This is a genomic window from Bordetella muralis (assembly GCF_965139205.1).
Taxonomy (GTDB): domain Bacteria; phylum Pseudomonadota; class Gammaproteobacteria; order Burkholderiales; family Burkholderiaceae_B; genus Bordetella_A; species Bordetella_A muralis.
In genome coordinates, this window is record NZ_CBCSIU010000010.1 from 26,686 (window position 1) to 49,376 (window position 22,691).

Below are 22,691 nucleotides of genomic sequence, written 5' to 3' on the forward strand. Positions count from 1 at the left end.
GCGATCCGCCAGAGACACGAGTACTTCAAGTACTTACCAGTGGTACGTAAAAGGGATTTCAAAGGTCATGCCTACCATTAGCCAGCTCGTGCGCAAGCCGCGCGAAGTCAGCATCATCAAGAGCAAGAGCCCCGCGCTCGAAAACTGCCCGCAACGTCGCGGCGTGTGCACTCGCGTGTACACCACCACCCCCAAGAAGCCGAACTCCGCTTTGCGTAAAGTCGCAAAGGTTCGCCTCACCAACGGCTACGAGGTTATCTCGTACATCGGCGGTGAAGGCCACAACCTGCAGGAACACTCGGTGGTTCTGGTGCGTGGCGGTCGTGTAAAGGATCTTCCGGGTGTGCGTTACCACATCGTTCGTGGTTCGCTCGACCTGCAAGGCGTCAAAGACCGTAAGCAGGCTCGCTCGAAGTACGGCGCCAAGCGCCCGAAAAAGGCCTAATCAAGCCTTACTCACCACAGTTTCAGCAGTACCCCCGGTTGCGCGCAAGCGCCGCCGAAACAGTGCAACCGCGCCAACCTCTAATTCAGGACGGTGCGCGGCACGTAAGGGGCCGCCTTATTGGGTGGCCATGGCCGTGTCACAAGACTCGGTTCAACTGAACAGACACAAGGAAGCAACATGCCCCGTCGTCGCGAAGTACCCAAACGCGAGATTCTGCCCGATCCCAAGTTCGGCAGCGTCGAACTCGCCAAGTTCATGAACGTCGTCATGCTGGACGGCAAGAAGGCCGTCGCCGAGCGCATCGTCTATGGTGCCCTCGAGCAAGTCCAAACCAAGACCGGCAAAGAGCCGATCGAGGTTTTCAGCCTGGCGATCAACAACATCAAGCCGATCGTCGAAGTCAAGAGCCGCCGCGTGGGCGGTGCCAACTACCAAGTGCCGGTTGAAGTGCGCCCCGTGCGCCGCCTGGCCTTGGCAATGCGTTGGCTGCGTGAGGCCGCCAAAAAGCGCGGCGAAAAATCGATGGATCTGCGCTTGGCTGGCGAATTGATCGACGCTGCGGAAGGCCGCGGCGCCGCAATGAAGAAACGCGAAGACACGCACAAGATGGCCGAGGCCAACAAGGCCTTCAGCCATTTCCGCTGGTAATTTAAGGACTAACCCACCATGGCCCGCAAAACCCCGATCGAGCGCTATCGCAACATTGGTATCTCTGCGCACATCGATGCAGGGAAAACCACCACGACTGAACGTATCCTGTTCTATACCGGCGTCAACCACAAAATTGGCGAAGTGCATGATGGCGCAGCCACCATGGACTGGATGGAGCAAGAACAAGAGCGTGGCATCACCATCACGTCCGCTGCTACGACGGCGTTTTGGCGCGGCATGGCCGGCAACTACCCCGAGCACCGCATCAACATCATCGACACCCCGGGACACGTGGACTTCACCATTGAAGTCGAACGTTCCATGCGCGTGCTCGACGGTGCCTGCATGGTGTACTGCGCCGTGGGTGGCGTGCAGCCGCAGTCTGAAACCGTGTGGCGTCAAGCCAACAAGTACGGCGTGCCCCGCCTGGCTTTCGTCAACAAGATGGACCGTACCGGTGCCAACTTCTTCAAGGTCTACGACCAACTGAAGACGCGTCTGCGTGCCAATCCTGTACCTATCGTGATTCCAATCGGTGCCGAAGACACCTTCAAGGGCGTCATCGACCTGGTCAAGATGAAGGCCATCATTTGGGACGAAGCCAGCCAAGGCACGAAGTTCGACTACGTCGACATTCCGGCTGAACTCGAAGGCGTTGCTAACGAATGGCGTGAAAAGCTGGTCGAAGCCGCTGCCGAGTCCACCGAGGAACTGATGAACAAGTACCTCGAATCGGGCACGCTCGACGAAGCCGAAATCAACACCGCCATTCGCCAACGCACCATCGCTGGCGAAATCCAGCCCATGCTGTGCGGCACTGCCTTCAAGAACAAGGGCGTGCAACGTATGTTGGACGCTGTTATCGACTACCTGCCTTCCCCGATCGACATTCCGCCGGTCGATGGTCAGGATGACGAAGGCAATGCTGTTTCGCGTAAGGCTGACGACGGCGAAAAGCTGTCGGCGCTGGCATTCAAGCTGATGAGCGATCCGTTCGTGGGTCAATTGACCTTCGTGCGTGTGTACTCGGGCGTCCTGAAGTCGGGCGACACCGTTTACAACCCGATCAAGGGCAAGAAAGAGCGCGTTGGCCGTCTGCTGCAGATGCACGCCAACAACCGCGAAGAAATCAAGGAAGTTCTGGCTGGCGACATCGCCGCTGTGGTGGGTCTGAAAGACGTGACCACTGGCGAGACGCTGTGCGATGTGGATTCCCACATTCTGCTCGAGCGCATGGAGTTCCCCGAGCCCGTGATTTCGCAGGCTGTTGAGCCCAAGTCCAAGGCTGACCAGGAAAAGATGGGCTTGGCCCTGTCGCGCCTGGCCCAGGAAGACCCGTCGTTCCGCGTGCGCAGCGACGAAGAATCCGGCCAGACCATTATTTCCGGTATGGGCGAATTGCACCTGGAAATTCTGGTCGACCGCATGAAGCGTGAGTTCGGCGTGGAAGCCAACGTGGGCAAACCCCAGGTGGCCTACCGCGAAACCATCCGCAAGACCTGCGACGAAGTCGAAGGCAAGTTCGTCAAGCAGTCGGGCGGTCGTGGTCAGTACGGTCACGTGGTGCTCAAGCTCGAACCCCTCGAGCCGGGTGGTGGCTACGAATTCGTCGACGCCATCAAGGGCGGTGTGGTTCCTCGCGAATACATCCCTGCGGTTGACAAGGGCATCCAGGAAACGCTGCCTTCGGGCATCCTGGCCGGTTATCCGGTGGTGGACGTCAAGGTCACGCTGTTCTTCGGTTCGTACCACGACGTTGACTCGAACGAAAACGCGTTCAAGATGGCCGGTTCGATGGCCTTCAAGGACGGCATGCGCAAGGCCAGCCCCGTGCTGCTCGAGCCCATGATGGCTGTTGAAGTCGAGACCCCGGAAGACTACGCCGGTACCGTGATGGGCGATCTGTCCTCGCGTCGCGGCATGGTCCAAGGCATGGACGACATGGTTGGCGGTGGCAAGACCATCAAGGCAGAGGTTCCTCTGGCCGAGATGTTCGGTTACGCCACGAACTTGCGTTCGTTGACGCAAGGCCGTGCCACGTACACCATGGAATTCAAGCATTACTCCGAAGCTCCCAAGAACGTCGCTGACGAAGTCATCGCCGCTCGGGCAAAGTAAAGTAAATACCGTCGCCGCGTCTCGACTATCTCACGAGGCGCGGCAATCATCCCAGTTTCCTTGAAAGTCAAAGGATAGAGATCATGGCAAAAGGCAAGTTTGAACGTACCAAGCCGCACGTGAACGTGGGTACGATTGGTCACGTTGACCACGGCAAAACGACGTTGACGGCGGCGATCACGACCGTGNTGTCGACGAAGTTCGGGGGCGAAGCCCGCGGCTACGACCAGATCGATGCAGCGCCGGAAGAGAAGGCGCGTGGTATCACGATCAACACGGCACACGTGGAATACGAGACGCAGAACCGTCACTATGCGCACGTTGACTGCCCGGGTCACGCGGACTACGTCAAGAACATGATTACGGGTGCTGCGCAGATGGACGGCGCGATCCTGGTGTGCTCGGCCGCAGACGGCCCGATGCCGCAGACGCGTGAGCACATTCTGCTGAGCCGCCAGGTTGGCGTGCCGTACATCATCGTGTTCCTGAACAAGGCCGACATGGTTGATGACGCCGAGTTGCTCGAGCTGGTGGAAATGGAAGTTCGCGAGTTGCTGTCGAAGTACGACTTCCCCGGCGACGACACCCCGATCATCAAGGGTTCGGCCAAGTTGGCGCTCGAAGGCGACAAGGGCGAGTTGGGCGAGCAAGCGATTTTGGCGCTGGCCGATGCGCTGGACACGTACATCCCGACGCCTGAGCGTGCGGTTGACGGTGCGTTCCTGATGCCTGTGGAAGACGTGTTCTCGATCTCGGGTCGTGGCACGGTGGTGACGGGCCGCGTTGAGCGCGGTATCGTCAAGGTCGGCGAAGAAATCGAAATCGTGGGTATCAAGCCGACGGTCAAGACGACGTGCACGGGCGTGGAAATGTTCCGCAAGCTGCTGGACCAAGGTCAAGCGGGCGACAACGTGGGTATTCTGTTGCGCGGCACCAAGCGTGAAGACGTCGAGCGTGGCCAAGTGCTGGCCAAGCCGGGTTCGATCACGCCGCACACCGAGTTCACCGCCGAGGTGTACATTCTGTCCAAGGAAGAAGGTGGCCGTCACACGCCGTTCTTCAACGGCTATCGTCCGCAGTTCTACTTCCGTACGACGGACGTGACCGGCTCGATCGACCTGCCCAAGGACAAGGAAATGGTGTTGCCGGGCGACAACGTGTCGATGACCGTCAAGCTGCTGGCTCCGATCGCCATGGAAGAAGGTCTGCGCTTCGCTATCCGTGAAGGCGGCCGTACCGTCGGCGCCGGCGTCGTCGCCAAGATCATCGCCTAAGGCGACCCCCCACCAGCGAAGGCAGTATCCTCTGAACTGCCTTCGCTTTTCGTTCTTTAGGAAACACCATGAAAAACCAGAAGATCCGCATCCGCTTGAAAGCCTTTGATTACAAGCTGATCGATCAGTCTGCCGCCGAGATCGTCGACACCGCCAAGCGCACTGGCGCCGTGGTTCGTGGTCCGGTGCCCCTGCCCACGCGTATCCGTCGTTACGATGTGCTGCGTTCGCCTCACGTGAACAAGTCGTCGCGCGATCAGTTCGAAATCCGTACTCATCAGCGCTTGATGGACATCGTGGATCCCACCGACAAGACCGTGGACGCTTTGATGCGCCTGGATCTGCCGGCTGGTGTCGACGTGGAAATCGCACTGCAATAAGCTGTCTGGCCCGATCGGGCCTCTGCCAGGTCTGTCAACTGCCTGGCATTGAAAATGGCCACATTCCCCGGGAGTGTGGCTTTTTTCTTTTGGGCGTCGCCCGCCGGCTGAGGTGTATCCGGCAAATTTTGTGTTGCATATACGCGGCAGCCGGCCTCCTCACTGCACAGCGGTCTACGCCTAACTACTTGTGCTGTCAGGAAAAATCATGCTAATATGCCAAGCTTGCCATTTTGTGGCAACAGCAACCCTGGCCGCATGCTAGTGCAGTAGCAATAGCGCAGTAGTAAAGCAAGCGGTTTTGGTTACTTGGCCCTGTAGGGTGAAAGCCTTTACCTTTCGCCTGATTAGCCCCGACCAATCGCAGTCGGGAATGGAGAAAACAATGTCGAATTCGACGCCCACGCCCGCCGCGCATCGGCTGGGTCTGGTGGGTCGCAAGGTCGGCATGACCCGCATTTTTACCGAGGAAGGTGAATCCATCCCGGTGACTGTGCTGGACGTGTCGAACAACCGTGTGACCCAGATCAAGTCTCTGGAAGCTGACGGCTACGCCGCAGTCCAAGTGGCTTATGGCACCCGTCGTGCCTCGCGTGTTGCCCAGCCTCAAACTGGTCACTACGCCAAAGCTGGCACCGAAGCCGGCAGCATCCTGAAAGAGTTCCGTCTGGATCCGGCCCGTCTGGCCGAGTTCACGCCGGGCGCCGTCATCGCTGTTGAATCGGTTTTCGAAGCCGGCCAGCAAGTCGATGTCACGGGTACCACCATCGGTAAGGGTTTCGCCGGTACGATCAAGCGCCACCACTTCGGTTCGCAGCGCGCGTCGCACGGTAACTCCCGTTCGCACCGTGTTCCGGGCTCGATCGGTCAGGCACAAGATCCGGGCCGTATTTTCCCGGGTAAGCGCATGTCTGGTCACTTGGGTGATGTTACCCGTACCGTTCAAAACCTCGACGTCGTGCGTGTTGACGCCGAACGCGGTCTGCTGTTGGTCAAGGGCGCTGTCCCCGGTCACGCTGGCGGCGATGTCGTCGTGCGTCCGGCCATCAAGGCGCCGGCCAAGAAGGGGGCGTAAGCAACATGGATCTCAAGCTCCTGAATGACCAAGGTGAAGCCGCGACGTTTAGCGCGCCTGACACCATTTTCGGTCGCGACTTCAACGAAGCGCTGGTTCACCAAGTGGTCGTGGCCTACCAGGCCAACGCCCGCAGCGGCAACCGTGCTCAGAAAGACCGTGCCGAAGTCAAGCACACCACCAAAAAGCCCTGGCGTCAAAAGGGTACCGGCCGCGCTCGCGCTGGTATGACCTCGTCGCCGTTGTGGCGTGGGGGTGGTCGCACCTTCCCGAATTCGCCTGAAGAAAACTTCAGCCAAAAAGTCAACAAGAAGATGTATCGCGCGGGTATCCGTTCGATCCTGTCCCAGTTGGCTCGCGAAGACCGCATCGCTGTTGTCGACACGTTCGACCTCGAATCCCCCAAGACCAAGGTTGCAGTGTCCAAGCTGAAGACCCTGGGTCTGGATTCGGTGTTGATCATCACGGACAACGTTGATGAAAATGTTTATCTCGCCACCCGCAACCTGCCGCATGTTGCCGTGGTCGAGCCCCGTTATGCCGATCCGTTGTCGCTGATCCACTACAAGAAAGTGCTGATCACCAAGCCGGCCATCGCTCAACTCGAGGAGATGCTGGGATGAACGCCGAACGCTTGATGCAAGTCATCTTGGCTCCGGTGGTGACCGAAAAGGCCACCTTCGTCGCCGAAAAAAATCAGCAAGTCGCTTTCCGTGTTGTGGCTGACGCTACCAAGCCGGAAATCAAGGCTGCCGTCGAACTGCTGTTCAAAGTGCAGGTCGAGTCCGTGCAGGTCCTCAACCGTAAGGGCAAAGTCAAGCGCTTTGGCCGTTTCATGGGCCGTCGTCGCACCGAGCGCAAGGCTTATGTTGCGCTCAAAGAAGGCCAGGAAATCGACTTTGCGGAGGTGAAGTAAATGGCCCTCGTCAAAGTAAAACCGACCTCGGCAGGCCGCCGTGGCATGGTGAAGGTTGTCAGCCCGAACCTGCACAAAGGCGCGCCGCACGCTGCGCTGCTCGAAAAGAAGACCCGTGGTTCCGGCCGTAACAACAACGGTCACATCACGATTCGTCATCGTGGTGGTGGTCACAAGCAGCACTACCGTATCGTCGACTTCCGTCGCAACAAAGATGGCATTCCGGCCAAGGTCGAACGCCTCGAGTACGATCCCAACCGTACGGCGCACATTGCTTTGCTGTGCTACGCCGACGGCGAGCGTCGCTACATCATTGCGCCGCGCGGTCTGGAAGTGGGTGCCACGCTGGTTTCGGGTATCGAAGCCCCGATCCGTGCTGGTAACACGCTGCCCATCCGTAACATCCCCGTGGGTACCACGATCCACTGCATCGAAATGATCCCCGGCAAGGGCGCCCAAATGGCGCGTTCGGCTGGCGCATCGGCGGTGTTGCTGGCCCGTGAAGGCACCTACGCTCAAGTGCGTCTGCGTTCGGGCGAAGTCCGTCGCGTTCACATTGAGTGCCGTGCCACCATCGGTGAAGTCGGTAACGAAGAACACAGCCTGCGCCAAATCGGCAAGGCCGGTGCAATGCGTTGGCGCGGTGTGCGTCCGACGGTTCGTGGTGTTGCCATGAACCCGGTCGATCACCCGCACGGTGGCGGCGAAGGCCGTACCGGTGAAGCACGCGAACCGGTCAGCCCGTGGGGCACGCCCTCGAAGGGTTTCAAGACCCGTCGCAACAAGCGGACGAACAATATGATCGTCCAACGGCGCAAGCGCAAGTAAGAGGCGAACACTATGTCACGTTCGATCAAGAAAGGCCCGTTTGTCGACGCCCACCTCATCAACAAGGTGGACAAGGCTGTCGCGGGCAAAGACAAGAAGCCGATCAAGACCTGGTCGCGCCGTTCCACGATCCTGCCCGAGTTCATCGGTCTCACGATCGCGGTGCACAACGGTCGCCAGCACGTTCCCGTTTATATCAACGAGAACATGGTCGGTCACAAGCTCGGCGAGTTCGCGCTGACCCGTACGTTCAAGGGCCACGCAGCGGACAAGAAGGCGAAGAGGTAAGCGATGGAAACTACTGCCATTATCCGTGGGGTTCACATCTCGGCCCAGAAAACCCGTCTGGTTGCGGACTTGATCCGCGGCAAGTCGGTTGCTCAGGCGCTGAATATCCTCACCTTTTCCCCCAAGAAAGCCGCTGGCATCCTGAAAAAGGCTGTCGAGTCCGCTATCGCCAATGCCGAACACAACGACGGCGCTGATATCGACGAATTGAAAGTCACCACGATTTTCGTCGACAAGGCGCAATCGATGAAGCGTTTCTCGGCTCGTGCCAAGGGCCGCGGCAACCGCATCGAGAAGCAGACCTGCCATATCACGGTCAAGGTCGGAGCCTAAGGAGTCACGATGGGTCAGAAAATTCACCCCACTGGGTTCCGTCTCGCGGTCACCCGTAATTGGTCTTCGCGTTGGTTCGCAGACGACAAAGCTTTCGGCACGATGTTGGCCGAAGACATCCGCGTCCGCGAATACCTGAAGAAAAAGCTCAAGAGCGCTTCTGTTGGTCGCGTCATCATCGAGCGTCCCGCCAAGAATGCACGCATCACTGTTTACTCGGCCCGTCCGGGTGTGGTGATCGGCAAGCGCGGCGAAGACATCGAAAACTTGAAGGCGGATCTGCAGCGTTTGATGGGCGTGCCTGTGCACGTCAACATCGAGGAAATCCGCAAGCCGGAAACCGACGCTCAATTGATCGCTGATTCGATCTCGCAACAGCTCGAAAAGCGCATCATGTTCCGCCGTGCCATGAAGCGTGCCATGCAAAACGCCATGCGTTTGGGCGCCCAAGGCATCAAGATCATGAGCTCGGGCCGTCTGAACGGTATCGAAATCGCTCGCACCGAGTGGTACCGCGAAGGCCGTGTGCCGCTGCACACGCTGAAAGCCAATATCGACTATGGCACTTCTGAGGCCCACACCACCTACGGTGTGATCGGCATCAAGGTCTGGGTCTATAAGGGCGACATGCTGGCCAACGGCGAATTGCCGCCGGAAACCGCAGCCCCGCGTGAAGAAGAGCGCCGTCCGCGTCGCGCGCCGCGTGGCGATCGTCCTGGTGGCGATCGTCCGGGTCGTCCGGGTGGTCGTGGCCGTGGTCCCCGCAAGGCGGATGCGGCTCCGGCTCCTGAAGGAGAATAACCATGCTGCAACCCTCTCGCAGAAAATATCGCAAAGAGCAGAAGGGCCGCAACACCGGTCTGGCCACGCGCGGCACGCATGTGTCGTTCGGCGAGTTCGGTCTGAAGGCCACCGGCCGTGGCCGTCTGACCGCCCGTCAGATCGAAGCCGCTCGTCGTGCTATCAACCGTCACATCAAGCGTGGCGGCCGTATCTGGATTCGTATTTTCCCGGATAAGCCGATCTCGCAAAAGCCTGCCGAAGTCCGGATGGGTAATGGTAAAGGTAACCCGGAGTACTGGGTCGCCGAGATCCAACCCGGCAAGGTGCTCTACGAAATGGAAGGGGTCAGCGAAGAGCTGGCGCGCGAGGCGTTCCGCCTGGCCGCTGCCAAGCTGCCGATCTCGACCACGTTCGTCGCGCGTCATATCGGTGCTTAAGGAGTACACAATGAAAGCTAGCGAACTCCGTTCGAAAGACGCCGCCGAGCTCACCACCGAGCTCGAGAGCCTGCTGAAGGCACAATTCGGTCTGCGTATGCAGAAAGCCACGCAGCAGCTTGGCAATACCACCCAGCTGCGCAATGTACGTCGCGACATCGCTCGCGTTCGTACCTTGCTGACCGAGAAGGCAGGGAAATAATCATGAGCGAAACTCAAACCACTCAAGTCGCCAAGCGCCAGCGTACGCTGGTCGGCAAGGTCGTCAGCAACAAGATGGACAAGACGGTCGTCGTTCTGGTCGAACGCCGCGTCAAGCACCCCATCTATGGCAAGATCGTCATGCGCTCTGCTAAATACAAAGCACACGACGAGTCGAACCAGTACAACGAAGGCGACACCGTCGAAATCGCTGAAGGTCGTCCGATCTCCCGCTCGAAGTCCTGGAGCGTGGTGCGCTTGATCGAAGCAGTCCGCATCATCTAATGATGCAAACCGGGTAGGTAGGCTACAGGGGTTGCCCGGTTGCCTGCCTTCTTGGAAAAAAGCGGTGAGGATGCGATCCGTCCTTGCCGCTTTTTTACTGGTGTGGCCGTATTGCACACTTTTTACACAAAAGGCTTGCATCCCATCATGGGGCAGGCTAGAATTACAGACTTTCCCGAGTTGCCTGTACCGGCGATGTGCTACAGCCCGATGGCTGAGGTAGGCCGATAAGGGTACCGGGGAAAGTATCCGCAGGATTTCAACCCAGGGTCGCTGCAGTGTTTTGAAGATGTCTTCAAGGCGTTCGGCGGACCTGACGGGACCAAAACTGGCAGGAATCGCGCTATCCCCTGGTCGGGAAATCGTAATTCCAGTTAAGTTGGAACAGGAAAAATCATGATCCAAATGCAGACCACGCTGGACGTGGCCGACAACACCGGTGCGCGCGCTGTTATGTGCATCAAGGTGCTCGGTGGCTCCAAGCGCCGTTATGCCGGTATCGGCGACATCATCAAGGTGAGCGTCAAAGATGCGGCTCCGCGCGGGCGCGTCAAAAAAGGCGAAATTTACAACGCCGTGGTGGTTCGTACCGCCAAGGGTGTGCGCCGCAAAGACGGTTCGCTGATCCGCTTCGGTGGCAATGCCGCCGTGTTGCTCAATGCCAAGCTGGAGCCCATCGGCACCCGCATCTTCGGACCCGTTACGCGCGAATTGCGTACCGAGCGTTTCATGAAGATCGTGTCGTTGGCCCCCGAAGTGCTGTAAGGAGCCCACGATGAACAACATCCGTAAAGGCGACGAAGTCATCGTCCTGACCGGCCGCGACAGAAAGCGTCGTGGCACCGTGCTGGCTCGCGTTGATGCCGACCACGTCCTGGTCGAAGGCGTTAACGTCGTCAAAAAGCACGTCAAGGCCAATCCCATGGCCAACAACCCTGGCGGTATCGTCGAAAAGACCTTGCCGATCCATATTTCCAACGTGGCGCTGTTCAACCCGGCCACCGGCAAGGGCGATCGCGTCGGCGTGAAAGAAGTCGACGGCCGCAAGGTCCGCGTGTTCCGTTCCAATGGTGCCGTTGTCGGCGCCAAGGCGTAAGGGGCGACAGACATGTCTCGTTTGCAAGAACTCTACAAGAGCAAAGTTGCTCCTGACCTGAAAGAAAAGTTTGGCTACAAGAGCCAAATGGAAGTGCCGCGCATCACCAAGGTCACCCTGAACATGGGTGTCTCGGAAGCCGTCGCCGACAAAAAGGTCATCGAGCACGCTGTTGCTGACCTCACGAAGATCGCCGGCCAAAAGCCCGTCATCACCAAGACCCGTAAGGCTATCGCTGGTTTCAAGATCCGCGAAAACTACCCGATCGGTTGCATGGTGACGTTGCGTGGCCAGCGCATGTACGAATTCCTGGATCGCCTGGTGGCGGTTGCGTTGCCTCGCGTGCGCGACTTCCGCGGTATTTCCGGTCGTGCATTCGACGGTCGCGGCAATTACAACATCGGGGTGAAAGAGCAAATCATTTTCCCCGAAATCGAGTACGACAAGATCGACGCGTTGCGTGGGCTGAACATCAGCATCACCACCACCGCCAAGACCGACGATGAAGCCAAGGCACTGTTGACCGCCTTCAGCTTCCCGTTCCGTAACTAAGGGGCTGATGACGTGGCTAAACTTTCCCTCATCAATCGCGATATCAAGCGCGCCAAGCTGGCTGACAAGTTCGCCGCTCGCCGTGTCGAATTGAAAGCGATCATCGACGATCAGTCGAAGACCGACGAAGAACGTTACCAAGCTCGGCTGAAGCTGCAACAACTGCCGCGCAATGCCAACCCGACTCGCCAGCGTAACCGCTGCGTGGTCACGGGTCGTCCGCGTGGTGTCTTCCGCAAGTTTGGGCTGACTCGCCACAAACTGCGTGAAATGGCGATGAAGGGTGAAATCCCCGGCATCACCAAGGCCAGCTGGTAGGAGAAAAAACATGAGCATGAGCGATCCCATCGCCGATATGCTGACTCGCATTCGCAATGCGCAGCAAGTTGACAAAGTTACGGTGAGCATGCCCTCCTCGAAGCTGAAGGCGGCTATTGCCGCTGTGCTGCAGGATGAAGGCTACATCGACAGCTTTGAAGTCAAAGGCACGCAGGCTAAGCCTGAGTTGGAAATCACCCTGAAGTACTACGCTGGCCGTCCGGTTATCGAGCGCATCGAACGCGTTTCGCGCCCCGGTCTGCGTATCTACAAGGGCCGTAGCAGCATTCCTCAGGTCATGAACGGCCTGGGCGTGGCCATCGTTTCGACCTCGCGCGGCGTTATGACCGACCGCAAGGCCCGTGCAAACGGCGTCGGCGGCGAAGTCCTGTGCTACGTGGCCTAAGGAGAAATTCTAATGTCACGTATCGCTAAATATCCGGTAGAACTGCCCAAGGGTGTTGAAGCCAACATCCAACAGGATCAGATCACCGTCAAGGGCCCGTTGGGCACCTTGAGCCAAGAGCTGACCGGTCATGTCACGATTGCACAAGACAACGGCAAGCTGACGTTCGTCGCCGCTGACGACTCGCGCCACGCTGGCGCCATGTCGGGCACCGTGCGCGCTCTGGTCGCCAACATGGTGACCGGTGTGAGCAAGGGCTTTGAGCGCAAGCTGAACCTGGTGGGTGTGGGTTATCGTGCCCAGATCCAAGGCGACGCTGTCAAGCTGCAGCTGGGCTTCTCGCACGACGTCGTGCACAAGCTGCCCGCCGGCATCAAGGCTGAGTGCCCCACCCAGACGGAAATCGTCATCAAGGGCTCCAACAAGCAAGTCGTCGGTCAAGTGGCCGCTGAAATCCGCGCTTATCGCGAACCTGAACCCTACAAGGGCAAGGGCGTGCGCTATGCGGACGAACGCGTCGTCATTAAAGAAACCAAGAAGAAATAACGGCGCACGCAAGGACGAATCATGGACAAAAAAGTTTCCCGTTTGCGTCGTGCGGTTCCTACCCGCCGGAAGATCACCGAGTTGCGCGTTCACCGCCTCTCGATTTTCCGCTCGAACCTGCACATTTACGCCAACATCATTTCGCCGGAAGGCGATCGCGTGCTGGTCAGCGCTTCGACGCTGGAACCCGAAGTGCGTGCGCAACTGGCCGGCCAAACCGGTCAGGGCGGCAATACTGCCGCTGCCACGCTGGTGGGCAAGCGCGTAGCCGAAAAGGCAAAGGCTGCCGGTATCGAACTGGTCGCTTTCGATCGCTCGGGCTTTCGTTACCATGGCCGCGTGAAAGCGCTGGCCGATGCCGCGCGTGAAGCCGGTCTGAAGTTCTAAGCGAGGATTTGTCAAATGGCTAAAGTACAAGGCAAAGGCGCCGCGGAAAAAGAGAACGACGACGGCCTGCGCGAAAAGATGATCGCGGTCAACCGCGTCAGCAAGGTGGTCAAGGGTGGTCGCACCATGAGCTTCGCCGCGCTGACCGTGGTGGGTGATGGCGATGGCCGTATCGGCATGGGCAAGGGCAAGGCGCGTGAAGTGCCGGTGTCCGTTCAGAAAGCCATGGAACAGGCCCGTCGCGGCATGTTCAAGGTTGCGCTGAAGAACGGCACGCTGCATCACACCGTCGTGGGCAAGCATGGTGCTTCCACCGTGCTGATTTCCCCGGCAGCCGAAGGTACCGGCGTGATCGCCGGTGGCCCGATGCGCGCTATCTTCGAAGTGATGGGTGTGCGTAACGTTGTTGCCAAGAGCCTCGGCTCGAGCAATCCCTACAACATGGTCCGTGCCACGCTGAATGGGCTGCGCGCTTCCCTGACTCCGTCGGAAGTCGCTGCCAAGCGCGGCAAGACCGTCGAAGAGATCCTGGGGTAAATCATGTCTCAGAAGCAGATCAAAGTTACCCTCGTGCGCTCGGTCATCGGCACCAAGCAATCCCACCGCGACACCGTTCGTGGCCTGGGTCTGCGCCGCCTGAACAGCAGCAGCATTCTGGTCGACACGCCCGAGGTGCGCGGGATGATCCGTAAAGTGGATTATCTCGTCTCCGTCTCGGAAGCCTAAGGAATCACGATGTCGGATATTCAACTCAATTCGCTGAAGCCCGCTGAGGGCGCCAAGCACGCCAAGCGCCGCGTTGGCCGTGGTATCGGTTCGGGTCTGGGTAAAACCGCCGGCCGTGGCCACAAAGGTCAAAAATCGCGTTCGGGCGGCTTCCACAAAGTCGGCTTCGAAGGCGGTCAAATGCCGCTGCAGCGTCGTCTGCCCAAGCGTGGTTTCACGCCCCTGGGTCAGCACCTGTACGCCGAAGTCCGCTTGTCGGAACTGCAAGCCCTGCCCATCGACGAAATCGATGTGCAAGCACTGAAGGCTGCTGGAGTCGTGGGCCAACAAGTCCGCTACGCCAAGGTCATCAAGTCGGGTGAACTCTCGCGCAAAGTGACGCTCAAGGGCATCACCGCGACGGCTGGCGCTCGCGCCGCCATCGAAGCCGCGGGCGGCTCGCTTGCTTGATTGCGAGGTAATACGTGGCTAACGCACAGGCACTGGGCAAAACCGGACCGAAGTACGGCGATTTGAAACGCCGTCTCGTGTTCCTGGTCCTGGCCTTGGTGGTTTACCGGCTGGGGACTCACATCCCCGTGCCGGGTATTAATCCGGACGCACTGGCGGACCTGTTCCGCCAGAACCAGGGCGGTATCCTGGGCCTGTTCAACATGTTCTCGGGCGGCGCGTTGTCGCGCTTTTCGATCTTCGCCTTGGGGATCATGCCGTACATCTCTGCATCGATCATCATGCAGTTGATGTCTGTCGTGGTTCCGTCGCTGGAAGCCCTCAAAAAAGAGGGCGAGGCCGGCCGCCGCAAGATCACCCAATACACTCGCTATGGCACGGTCGTGCTGGCGCTGGTGCAGGCGGTGGGTATTTCGGTGGCGCTGGAGTCGCAGCCTGGCCTGGTCATTGATCCAGGCATGCTGTTCCGCTTCACGACGGTCGTGACGTTGCTGACCGGCACCATGTTTGTCATGTGGCTGGGTGAGCAAATCACCGAGCGTGGTCTGGGTAACGGTATCTCGATTCTGATTTTCTCGGGTATTGTTGCCGGGCTGCCTTCGGCGCTGGCTGGATTGCTGGATCTGGTTCGTACCAACGCAATGTCGGTGGTGTCGGCCTTGTTTATCGTGGCCTTGGTGGTGTTGGTCACTGCTTTTGTGGTGTTCGTGGAACGCGGGCAACGCAAGATCACAGTGAATTACGCCAAGCGTCAGGTGGGCAACAAGATCTACGGTGGTCAAAGCTCGCACTTGCCGTTGAAGCTGAACATGGCTGGGGTGATTCCGCCGATCTTCGCATCGTCGATCATTCTGTTCCCGGCCACGATTACCAGCTGGTTCTCGACGGGTGACAGTATGCTGTGGTTGCGTGACCTGGCGGCGGCTCTGGAGCCTCGTCAACCGCTCTACATCACGTTGTACTCGGCTGCGATTATTTTCTTCTGCTTTTTCTACACGGCTTTGGTGTTTAACAGCCGCGAAACGGCAGATAACCTGAAGAAAAGTGGTGCGTTCGTGCCTGGCATCCGCCCGGGCGAGCAAACAGCGCGCTACATCGACAAGATTCTGATGCGCTTGACGCTGGTGGGTGCGCTGTATATCACCCTCGTGTGTCTGCTCCCAGAGTTCTTGGTGATGCGTTGGAATGTACCGTTTTATTTTGGTGGCACGTCCTTGTTGATCATCGTAGTGGTGACGATGGATTTCATGTCCCAGGTCCAGGCCTACATGATGTCACACCAGTATGATTCGCTCCTTAAAAAGGCGAACTTCAAGGGCTCCTCAGGTTTGCCGATGCGGTAGCAAAGAGAATGTCTAAGGACGACGTCATCCAGATGCAAGGCGAGGTTCTAGAAAACCTCCCCAACGCGACTTTTCGCGTCAAGCTCGAAAACGGCCACGTGGTGTTAGGCCATATTTCCGGCAAGATGCGTATGCATTACATCCGGATTCTGCCGGGCGACAAGGTCACTGTGGAGCTCACGCCCTATGACCTGACAAGGGCAAGAATTGTGTTCCGCTCGAAATGAGCAACCCGGATTACGGAAAATTAGGAGTCAACCATGAAAGTAATGGCATCGGTTAAGCGGATTTGCCGCAACTGCAAAGTTATTAAACGTCACGGCGTGGTGCGTGTTATCTGCACCGACCCGCGTCACAAGCAGCGTCAAGGCTAACCCTGGTTAGCGACACGCAACGGATTTATTCAAGGAACAGTCATGGCCCGTATTGCTGGCATTAACATTCCGCCGCAACAGCACGCCGAGATCGGCCTGACCGCCATTTTTGGCATCGGTCGTACGCGCGCTCGCAAGATCTGCGAAGCTGCAAATGTACCCCTTTCCAAAAAGGTCAAGGATCTGACCGACGCTGAACTGGAACGCATCCGCGAACACGTTGGTGTGTTCACGGTCGAAGGCGACCTGCGTCGCGAAGTGCAACTCTCGATCAAGCGTTTGATCGATTTGGGCACCTACCGCGGCATGCGTCATAAGCGCGGTTTGCCCGTGCGCGGCCAGCGCACTCGCACCAACGCTCGCACCCGCAAGGGACCGCGTCGTGCTGCTGCGTCCCTGAAGAAATAATCGAGGAACTAGATTATGGCGAAAGCTTCTACCAGCGGCGCCTCGCGCGTACGCAAAAAGGTCAAGAAGAACGTCTCGGACGGCATTGCGCACGTTCACGCGTCGTTCAACAACACCATCATCACCATCACCGACCGTCAGGGCAATGCCCTGTCGTGGGCGACTTCGGGTGGCGCAGGCTTCAAGGGCTCGCGTAAATCGACGCCGTTCGCCGCACAGGTGGCTGCCGAAACGGCAGGCCGCGTGGCGCTGGAATATGGCATCAAGACTCTCGAAGTGCGTATCAAGGGCCCCGGTCCTGGTCGCGAATCGTCCGTGCGTGCGCTGAATGCACTGGGCATCAAGATCTCGAGCATTGCCGATATCACGCCCGTGCCGCATAACGGCTGCCGTCCGCCGAAGCGTCGTCGTATCTAAAGGGAATCCACATGGCTCGTTATACTGGACCCAAATGCAAGCTCTCGCGCCGCGAGGGTACCGATCTGTTCCTGAAGAGCGCTCGCCGCTCGCTGGATTCCAAGTGCAAGCTGGATTCCAAGCCCGGCCAACATGGCCGCACTTCGGGTGCCCGCACCTCTGACTACGGTCTGCAGCTGCGTGAAAAGCAAAAGCTCAAGCGCATGTACGGCGTGCTGGAAAAGCAATTCCGCAAGTACTTCGCTGAAGCCGAGCGCCGTCGTGGCAACACCGGCGAAACGCTGATCCAACTGTTGGAATCGCGTCTGGACAACGTGGTATATCGCATGGGCTTTGGCTCGACGCGTGCCGAGGCTCGCCAGCTGGTCAGCCACCGCGCTATCGAAATCAACGGCCACACCGCTGACATCGCTTCGCTGATCGTCAAAGCGGGTGACGTGATCACCGTTCGCGAAAAAGCCAAGAAGCAAGGTCGTATCCGCGAAGCGCTGGATCTGGCGTCGAGCATCGGCATCCCCCAATGGGTGGAAGTCGACACGAACAAGATGGCCGGTACTTTCAAGGCGATGCCCGATCGCGCTGATGTCGCTCGCGATATCAACGAATCGATGGTCGTCGAACTGTACTCGCGTTAATCATGGCCAGCGCGGCAGTCATGTTGCGCTGTTTGCCTTGATCGTCGATGGCAAGTCCCGCAGCAACCCGCTTGGCGTGAAATTCACGCAAGCGGGTTTTGCGGTTGTTATAAACAGCTTTTTGCTGCTGCTTTCAAGACACGCCGGGTGATCCGACGTTGCTTGATGTTGTTGTTTCCATCAGCCTTATCGGTGTAACGAGCCGAGGGTATTGAAAAGGAATACTGTACATGTCCACTCAAGGTTTTCTGAAGCCGCGTTCCATTGAAGTTCAACCGGTCGGCACCCACCATGCCAAGATCGTGATGGAACCCTTCGAGCGTGGCTACGGCCACACGCTGGGTAACGCCCTGCGCCGTATTTTGCTGTCTTCGATGACGGGCTATGCGCCCACCGAAGTCCAAATGACCGGTGTGGTGCACGAATATTCCACCATCCCTGGTGTACGCGAAGATGTCGTAGACATCCTCCTGAACCTGAAGGGCGTGGTGTTCAAGCTGCATAATCGCGACGAAGTCACCTTGGTGCTGCGCAAGAACGGTGTTGGCGCCGTATTGGCCAGCGACATCGAACTGCCGCACGACGTCGAGATCATCAACCCCGATCACCTTATCTGCAACCTGACCGACGCCGGTAAAGTGGAAATGCAGATCAAGGTCGAAAAGGGCCGTGGCTATGTGCCGGGTAACGTGCGCGCGCTGTCCGAAGACCGCACGCACACCATCGGCCGCATCGTGTTGGATGCTTCGTTCAGCCCCGTGCGCCGTGTCAGCTACGCCGTCGAGAGCGCTCGTGTTGAACAGCGTACCGACCTGGACAAGCTGGTGCTGGACATCGAAACCAACGGCGTGATCTCGCCCGAGGAAGCCGTCCGTCAATCGGCCCGTATCCTGATGGACCAGATCTCCGTGTTTGCCGCGCTGGAAGGTGCTGGCGATTCGTACGAAGCCCCGGTCCGCGGCACGCCGCAGATCGATCCGGTGCTGTTGCGCCCGGTCGACGACCTGGAGCTGACGGTGCGTTCGGCCAACTGCCTGAAGGCCGAAAACATCTACTACATCGGCGATCTGATCCAGCGTACCGAAAACGAGCTGCTCAAGACCCCGAACCTGGGTCGCAAGTCGCTCAACGAAATCAAGGAAGTCCTGGCTGCACGTGGCTTGACCTTGGGCATGAAGCTCGAGAACTGGCCGCCGTTGGGTCTGGAACGTCCCTAAGCCATTCGCTTCATTTAACGATTTTCCACCGGACCGCGGCCTGGCGACAGGCCGATAGAAGATTCGGATAACCTGGCGGTGCATGCGCCGCCTTTAGATTCAAAAGGAACTTATCATGCGTCACGGTAATGGTTTGCGTAAGCTCAATCGTACTAGCAGCCACCGTCTTGCCATGTTTCGCAACATGGCCGTTTCGTTGTTGACCCACGAAGCGATCAAGACCACGCTGCCCAAGGCGAAAGAACTGCGCCGCGTCGTTGAACCCCTGATCACCCTGGGCAAGGAACCCACTCTGGCGAACAAGCGTCTGGCTTTTGCCCGTCTGCGCGATCGCGATGCAGTGGTGAAATTGTTCGCTGAAATCGGCCCCCGCTTTGCGGCCCGTAACGGCGGCTACACCCGCATCCTGAAAATGGGTTTCCGCCAAGGCGACAACGCTCCCATGGCTTACATGGAATTGGTTGATCGTCCTGAAGTCCAGGAAACTGAGGCTGACAACGCTGCCGAATAATCCGGTCAGTGGATAAGCGCAAAGGCGAGCTTTCGAGCTCGCCTTTGTTTTTGCGGCTCACCAATCATCCCTGTTTGACGCGGATCGCAATCAGACGGGGCCGTGGCCATACGAAGACCTGGCAGAGACCAATCAGGAATCTTGTTTGAGGGCTTCGCGTAGCTGGCCCGCTGTTGCCGCTAATTGTTCGGCTGGCGGCTGCGGCGGCATGATGAATTCCAGATCTTTCTGGGCGATGTACTGCGTAGAGGTGACGTCCTGCAGTTCGTGCATGGGGATGAGGTGCGCGTGAGCATGCGCGACATGTATCCCGGTAAACGCAAAGGCGACGCGCTCTACCTGGTATAGGGCCTTCATCACCCGTGACAGGGACTGGCCCAGGGCCAGGATATGGTTGGCCTGCTCTTGCGGGATATCCTCAAAGTACGGGTGGTGTTGTTTGGGAATGATGAGCACATGGCCTGGCCGGACAGGGTGGATGTCCAGGAATGCCAGCGTGTCGTCGTCTTCGTGCACTACGTGGGCGGGAATTTGACCTTGTGCGATGCGGCAAAACAAACATGAGTCTGACATGGCGATATGGCCTTTCACAAAGGGTAATGCCACGTGGAGCCAGCTTTTCTCGAACCCCGATCAGGCGGAGTAACGATCAGTCCTGGCGTCGCGCAGCACGGCATACGAAGTAAGATACCTGATCGACACTGCGGTGCAAGCCGTATTCAGGAGCCGTCATGTTGCGCGAAGACGATATCGTATTGGTCATCAGTAACGCCCCGGATATGTTGCTGGCGAAACGTATCGCCCATGTCCTCGTCGAAGATGGCTTGGCAGCCTGTGTGAACCTCGGTGCTCCCATTTTGTCCATCTATCGCTGGCAAGGTCAGATCGAGGGGGCCGATGAGATCCCGATGTGGATCAAGACGACCGCTGGCCAACAGCATGCCGTCGTACAGGCGTTGGCTAAACTACATCCGTATGAGGTGCCTGAAATCATCGTCGTGCCGGTGATTGGCGGCAGCGCGCCGTATCTGGATTGGGTGCGCGAGCAGGCCAATGGCACGCCTATGGAATGATGAGCCGCTCTGTTTGATCTTCCTTGTGGTGAGTGAGTGGCCATTCCGGTTTGTAAATGGGCGGTCTCGCGGATTGGGTAACAAAGAGAATGTGATGCATCAGTTTATGGTTCGTGCACCGTCGGCAAGGCGGTATGGGTGGAGTGTCCTGCTCGCGCTGGCGATCTGGGTATTGCTTGCGTGGCGTCCGGCTGCTGCGTTGTCGGAGGACGATTTTCTGCCGCCTGAGCAAGCATTTGCATTCACGGCCGTCATGACGAGTCCGCAAACGCTGCAACTCCAATATCGAATCGCGCCGGGATACTACATGTATCGCGAGCGGTTTGCGCTGTCGGCCGACCCCTCGGAGGCGGTTACCCTGGGAGCGCCGGTTTATCCCCAAGGGGAAGTCAAATACGACCCCACATTCGAAAAGAACATGGAGGTCTATCACCGTCAGGTGACGATCACCGTGCCTGTTGCCGGCGATCAGCCCTTTGTGTTGAAAGTCACCAGCCAAGGGTGCGCAGACGCGGGGCTGTGCTATCCCCCGGCAGATCATACGGTCCAGCTCAAGCCGGTGGCTGGAGGATATGCACTGGATAGCGCTGATGCGCGCGCATCGGGCCCAGGTTTGGCCATCAGTAGTGCGGCCACGGTTGGCCTTTCAAACGGCGTCCAGGACCGCTCAGGGTCGTCTGAGGGCTTGGGAGCGCTATTGTCAGCGGGTGATACCGGATTGGCGGATGCCATCAGCGGCTTGGGTTGGTTAAAGACGGCCGGCGTGTTCTGGGTGCTCGGGCTGCTGTTGGCATTGACCCCATGCGTATTGCCCATGATTCCTATCCTGTCTTCGATTGTGGTCGGAGGAAATCGTGACGAGCGTCCAGGGCGCTGGCGCTGGCGCGGGTTGGGTTTGGCAGCGGCTTATGTGTTGGGTATGTCGGTGGTCTATACGGCGCTCGGTGTAGCGGCAGGCCTGAGCGGAGCGGGTTTGGCTGCGTGGTTGCAGACACCCTGGATCTTGGCGATATTCGCTGCAGTGCTGGTTCTGTTGGCTGTCGCAACGTTTGGTGCCTTTGATTTTCAAGTGCCAGGCGCGGTGCAAAGCTGGCTGACCGCCCGTTCGGCGCGGATCCCTGGCGGTCGCGTGACGGGCGCGCTGGCGATGGGGGCAATATCGGCGTTGATCGTGGGCCCCTGCGTGGCAGCGCCGCTGGCGGGCGCCTTGTTGTATATCTCCCAGACCGGTGATGTGGTGTTGGGGGCAGCGGCGCTGTTTGCGCTGGCATGGGGCATGGGTGTGCCTTTGCTGGTGGTGGGAGCGTCGTCGGGGGCATTACTGCCCAAGGCCGGCCCATGGATGGATGGCGTCAAGCGCTTGTTTGGCATGTTGTTGTTGGCGACGGCATGGTGGATGTTGATTCCTATCACGCCGACGTGGCTGCAGATGACGGGCTGGGCCTTCCTTGCCATCGTGGGCGCGGTAATGTTGCGCGCTTTTGACGCGCTGCCTGGTACTGCCGGGGCTCCCCGTATGTTCGCAAAGGGCATCGGTTTATTGTTGGCGTTGGCGGGTGCGGCGTGGCTGGTGGGAGCGGCCAGTGGTGGCCGTGATGTATTGCAGCCGCTGTCGCATTTGGTGCAGCGTGAGAGTGCAGGGCAGGCTGTTGCTGCTGCGGGTCATGTGGAATTCACGCGCGTGCGCAATACGGCCGAGCTGGATGCGTTGTTGGCGCAAAGTACTCGGCCGGTGATGTTGGATTTTTATGCGGATTGGTGCGTGTCGTGCCGCGAAATGGAGCGATTTACGTTTTCCGATCCGGCTGTGGCCAGCAAGATGTCGCGTATGTTGTTGCTGCAGGCAGATGTGACGCAGAACAATGCGGATGATCGCGAGCTGTTGAAGCGATTCAAGTTGTTTGGGCCGCCGGGGATTCTGTTCTTTGAACCGGGAGGCGCGCCTGTTGCTGATGCTCGCGTTGTCGGGTTTCAGGATGCGGCGCGGTTTGGGGCCGTGTTGGATCGGGTATTGCGTTAGCAGAGGCGAGTCGCAGCTCGTGCTGACCTAAGGCCTATCTAGAGAGATCTTCCATTGAAGGCCATCGCCACAGTCTGCGCATGCCCCGCAGCAACGTCCATAAGAACACTGTTATCTCTATTGAGACGTNCCTGTCNTTCGCCTGCAAGCCGCACCGGGCCTATCGCACGGACTCGGCCCATGACCAGGGGCCTC

36 protein-coding genes and 1 pseudogene are annotated in these 22,691 nt (G+C 58.6%); 36 read left to right on the forward strand and 1 reads right to left on the reverse strand.

Translation table 11 applies throughout. The annotated features are described in order from the left end of the window. The first annotated feature begins 67 nt into the window (after window positions 1–67). From rpsL to rplQ, 34 genes and pseudogenes are all read left to right on the forward strand, one after another. Window positions 68–445 carry a 30S ribosomal protein S12 gene (gene rpsL / locus ACNA0I_RS15455; protein WP_005017264.1) on the forward strand — a complete coding sequence of 126 codons (378 nt, stop codon included), beginning with the start codon at window positions 68–70 and terminating at the stop codon, window positions 443–445. A gap of 180 nt (window positions 446–625) precedes the next feature. After that, entirely contained in the window at window positions 626–1,096 is a 471-nt protein-coding gene (gene rpsG, locus ACNA0I_RS15460; RefSeq protein WP_050450091.1) for a 30S ribosomal protein S7, read from the forward strand. A gap of 18 nt (window positions 1,097–1,114) precedes the next feature. After that, a complete protein-coding gene (gene fusA / locus ACNA0I_RS15465; RefSeq protein WP_415806902.1) occupies window positions 1,115–3,217 on the forward strand; it encodes an elongation factor G in 2,103 nt (700 codons plus the stop codon). Window positions 3,218–3,300: 83 nt separating this feature from the next. Beyond that, a partial coding sequence (locus ACNA0I_RS15470; RefSeq protein ID WP_032127001.1) for a GTP-binding protein occupies window positions 3,301–3,405 on the forward strand: 105 nt, incomplete at its 3' end. 1 nt (window position 3,406) lies between these two features. Then, window positions 3,407–4,491: pseudogene (gene tuf / locus ACNA0I_RS15475) on the forward strand (elongation factor Tu); the annotation flags it as partial. 68 nt (window positions 4,492–4,559) lie between these two features. Further along, window positions 4,560–4,871, forward strand: a complete 312-nt coding sequence (rpsJ, locus tag ACNA0I_RS15480; RefSeq protein ID WP_012251770.1) for a 30S ribosomal protein S10 — start codon at window positions 4,560–4,562, stop codon at window positions 4,869–4,871. Window positions 4,872–5,256: 385 nt separating this feature from the next. Continuing rightward, entirely contained in the window at window positions 5,257–5,946 is a 690-nt protein-coding gene (gene rplC, locus ACNA0I_RS15485) for a 50S ribosomal protein L3 (protein ID WP_415806903.1), read from the forward strand. Between the two features lie 5 nt (window positions 5,947–5,951). Next, window positions 5,952–6,569 carry a 50S ribosomal protein L4 gene (rplD, locus tag ACNA0I_RS15490; RefSeq protein ID WP_094823932.1) on the forward strand — a complete coding sequence of 206 codons (618 nt, stop codon included), beginning with the start codon at window positions 5,952–5,954 and terminating at the stop codon, window positions 6,567–6,569. After that, a complete protein-coding gene (gene rplW, locus ACNA0I_RS15495; protein WP_094823931.1) occupies window positions 6,566–6,862 on the forward strand; it encodes a 50S ribosomal protein L23 in 297 nt (98 codons plus the stop codon). Before rplD ends, rplW begins: the two co-directional genes overlap by 4 nt. Continuing rightward, window positions 6,863–7,690 (forward strand): 50S ribosomal protein L2, encoded by an 828-nt coding sequence (gene rplB / locus ACNA0I_RS15500; protein ID WP_094823930.1) that lies wholly within the window; start codon window positions 6,863–6,865, stop codon window positions 7,688–7,690. It begins immediately after the preceding gene. 12 nt (window positions 7,691–7,702) lie between these two features. After that, a complete protein-coding gene (rpsS, locus tag ACNA0I_RS15505; RefSeq protein WP_094823929.1) occupies window positions 7,703–7,978 on the forward strand; it encodes a 30S ribosomal protein S19 in 276 nt (91 codons plus the stop codon). Between the two features lie 3 nt (window positions 7,979–7,981). Continuing rightward, a complete protein-coding gene (gene rplV / locus ACNA0I_RS15510; RefSeq protein ID WP_066124713.1) occupies window positions 7,982–8,311 on the forward strand; it encodes a 50S ribosomal protein L22 in 330 nt (109 codons plus the stop codon). Window positions 8,312–8,320: 9 nt separating this feature from the next. Beyond that, the gene (rpsC, locus tag ACNA0I_RS15515; RefSeq protein WP_415806904.1) at window positions 8,321–9,112 is read left to right on the forward strand and encodes a 30S ribosomal protein S3; all 792 of its coding nucleotides are present in this window, start codon (window positions 8,321–8,323) and stop codon (window positions 9,110–9,112) included. Between the two features lie 2 nt (window positions 9,113–9,114). Then, window positions 9,115–9,531, forward strand: coding sequence for a 50S ribosomal protein L16 (gene rplP, locus ACNA0I_RS15520; RefSeq protein ID WP_006389610.1), 417 nt, complete (start codon window positions 9,115–9,117; stop codon window positions 9,529–9,531). A 10-nt stretch (window positions 9,532–9,541) separates the two neighbouring features. Beyond that, window positions 9,542–9,733 carry a 50S ribosomal protein L29 gene (rpmC, locus tag ACNA0I_RS15525; protein WP_094823927.1) on the forward strand — a complete coding sequence of 64 codons (192 nt, stop codon included), beginning with the start codon at window positions 9,542–9,544 and terminating at the stop codon, window positions 9,731–9,733. Window positions 9,734–9,735: 2 nt separating this feature from the next. Further along, on the forward strand, window positions 9,736–10,017 hold the full coding sequence (rpsQ, locus tag ACNA0I_RS15530; RefSeq protein ID WP_094823926.1) for a 30S ribosomal protein S17: 282 nt from the start codon (window positions 9,736–9,738) through the stop codon (window positions 10,015–10,017). 396 nt (window positions 10,018–10,413) lie between these two features. Continuing rightward, window positions 10,414–10,782: a 50S ribosomal protein L14 gene (rplN, locus tag ACNA0I_RS15535; RefSeq protein WP_003806916.1), complete on the forward strand. Its 369-nt coding sequence runs from the start codon at window positions 10,414–10,416 to the stop codon at window positions 10,780–10,782. A gap of 10 nt (window positions 10,783–10,792) precedes the next feature. Further along, window positions 10,793–11,113 carry a 50S ribosomal protein L24 gene (rplX, locus tag ACNA0I_RS15540; RefSeq protein ID WP_094823925.1) on the forward strand — a complete coding sequence of 107 codons (321 nt, stop codon included), beginning with the start codon at window positions 10,793–10,795 and terminating at the stop codon, window positions 11,111–11,113. Window positions 11,114–11,125: 12 nt separating this feature from the next. After that, window positions 11,126–11,665 carry a 50S ribosomal protein L5 gene (rplE, locus tag ACNA0I_RS15545; protein WP_094823924.1) on the forward strand — a complete coding sequence of 180 codons (540 nt, stop codon included), beginning with the start codon at window positions 11,126–11,128 and terminating at the stop codon, window positions 11,663–11,665. Window positions 11,666–11,677: 12 nt separating this feature from the next. Next, entirely contained in the window at window positions 11,678–11,983 is a 306-nt protein-coding gene (rpsN, locus tag ACNA0I_RS15550; protein WP_415806905.1) for a 30S ribosomal protein S14, read from the forward strand. Between the two features lie 10 nt (window positions 11,984–11,993). Beyond that, on the forward strand, window positions 11,994–12,389 hold the full coding sequence (rpsH, locus tag ACNA0I_RS15555) for a 30S ribosomal protein S8 (RefSeq protein ID WP_415806906.1): 396 nt from the start codon (window positions 11,994–11,996) through the stop codon (window positions 12,387–12,389). A gap of 12 nt (window positions 12,390–12,401) precedes the next feature. Beyond that, window positions 12,402–12,935 (forward strand): 50S ribosomal protein L6, encoded by a 534-nt coding sequence (rplF, locus tag ACNA0I_RS15560; RefSeq protein ID WP_415806907.1) that lies wholly within the window; start codon window positions 12,402–12,404, stop codon window positions 12,933–12,935. Between the two features lie 21 nt (window positions 12,936–12,956). Continuing rightward, window positions 12,957–13,322 (forward strand): 50S ribosomal protein L18, encoded by a 366-nt coding sequence (rplR, locus tag ACNA0I_RS15565; protein WP_094823921.1) that lies wholly within the window; start codon window positions 12,957–12,959, stop codon window positions 13,320–13,322. A gap of 15 nt (window positions 13,323–13,337) precedes the next feature. Further along, a complete protein-coding gene (rpsE, locus tag ACNA0I_RS15570; RefSeq protein ID WP_012251752.1) occupies window positions 13,338–13,859 on the forward strand; it encodes a 30S ribosomal protein S5 in 522 nt (173 codons plus the stop codon). A gap of 3 nt (window positions 13,860–13,862) precedes the next feature. Further along, window positions 13,863–14,048: a 50S ribosomal protein L30 gene (gene rpmD, locus ACNA0I_RS15575; protein ID WP_094823920.1), complete on the forward strand. Its 186-nt coding sequence runs from the start codon at window positions 13,863–13,865 to the stop codon at window positions 14,046–14,048. Between the two features lie 9 nt (window positions 14,049–14,057). Continuing rightward, window positions 14,058–14,498, forward strand: a complete 441-nt coding sequence (rplO, locus tag ACNA0I_RS15580) for a 50S ribosomal protein L15 (protein ID WP_094823919.1) — start codon at window positions 14,058–14,060, stop codon at window positions 14,496–14,498. A gap of 14 nt (window positions 14,499–14,512) precedes the next feature. After that, window positions 14,513–15,841, forward strand: coding sequence for a preprotein translocase subunit SecY (gene secY, locus ACNA0I_RS15585; protein ID WP_094823918.1), 1,329 nt, complete (start codon window positions 14,513–14,515; stop codon window positions 15,839–15,841). Between the two features lie 8 nt (window positions 15,842–15,849). Further along, the gene (gene infA / locus ACNA0I_RS15590; protein ID WP_003806927.1) at window positions 15,850–16,068 is read left to right on the forward strand and encodes a translation initiation factor IF-1; all 219 of its coding nucleotides are present in this window, start codon (window positions 15,850–15,852) and stop codon (window positions 16,066–16,068) included. Between the two features lie 33 nt (window positions 16,069–16,101). Further along, the gene (gene rpmJ, locus ACNA0I_RS15595) at window positions 16,102–16,215 is read left to right on the forward strand and encodes a 50S ribosomal protein L36 (RefSeq protein WP_003806928.1); all 114 of its coding nucleotides are present in this window, start codon (window positions 16,102–16,104) and stop codon (window positions 16,213–16,215) included. 42 nt (window positions 16,216–16,257) lie between these two features. After that, entirely contained in the window at window positions 16,258–16,623 is a 366-nt protein-coding gene (gene rpsM, locus ACNA0I_RS15600) for a 30S ribosomal protein S13 (protein WP_012251748.1), read from the forward strand. A gap of 15 nt (window positions 16,624–16,638) precedes the next feature. After that, entirely contained in the window at window positions 16,639–17,040 is a 402-nt protein-coding gene (gene rpsK, locus ACNA0I_RS15605) for a 30S ribosomal protein S11 (RefSeq protein ID WP_006216516.1), read from the forward strand. A gap of 11 nt (window positions 17,041–17,051) precedes the next feature. Further along, complete coding sequence (gene rpsD, locus ACNA0I_RS15610; protein WP_415806909.1) at window positions 17,052–17,675, forward strand: 30S ribosomal protein S4; 624 nt, start codon at window positions 17,052–17,054, stop codon at window positions 17,673–17,675. Window positions 17,676–17,905: 230 nt separating this feature from the next. Beyond that, on the forward strand, window positions 17,906–18,892 hold the full coding sequence (locus ACNA0I_RS15615) for a DNA-directed RNA polymerase subunit alpha (protein ID WP_094823916.1): 987 nt from the start codon (window positions 17,906–17,908) through the stop codon (window positions 18,890–18,892). 115 nt (window positions 18,893–19,007) lie between these two features. Then, window positions 19,008–19,403: a 50S ribosomal protein L17 gene (gene rplQ / locus ACNA0I_RS15620; RefSeq protein WP_415806910.1), complete on the forward strand. Its 396-nt coding sequence runs from the start codon at window positions 19,008–19,010 to the stop codon at window positions 19,401–19,403. A 132-nt stretch (window positions 19,404–19,535) separates the two neighbouring features. Here the strand turns inward: rplQ and ACNA0I_RS15625 are convergent, their stop codons facing one another. Beyond that, a complete protein-coding gene (locus ACNA0I_RS15625) occupies window positions 19,536–19,976 on the reverse strand; it encodes an HIT family protein (protein WP_415806911.1) in 441 nt (146 codons plus the stop codon). Window positions 19,977–20,134: 158 nt separating this feature from the next. On the opposite strand from ACNA0I_RS15625, the gene cutA reads away from it, so the two are divergent. Together cutA and dsbD are read left to right on the forward strand one after the other, a co-directional pair. Further along, the gene (gene cutA / locus ACNA0I_RS15630; RefSeq protein WP_415806912.1) at window positions 20,135–20,476 is read left to right on the forward strand and encodes a divalent-cation tolerance protein CutA; all 342 of its coding nucleotides are present in this window, start codon (window positions 20,135–20,137) and stop codon (window positions 20,474–20,476) included. 94 nt (window positions 20,477–20,570) lie between these two features. Next, window positions 20,571–22,496: a protein-disulfide reductase DsbD gene (gene dsbD / locus ACNA0I_RS15635; RefSeq protein WP_415806913.1), complete on the forward strand. Its 1,926-nt coding sequence runs from the start codon at window positions 20,571–20,573 to the stop codon at window positions 22,494–22,496. Window positions 22,497–22,691 lie beyond the last annotated feature (195 nt).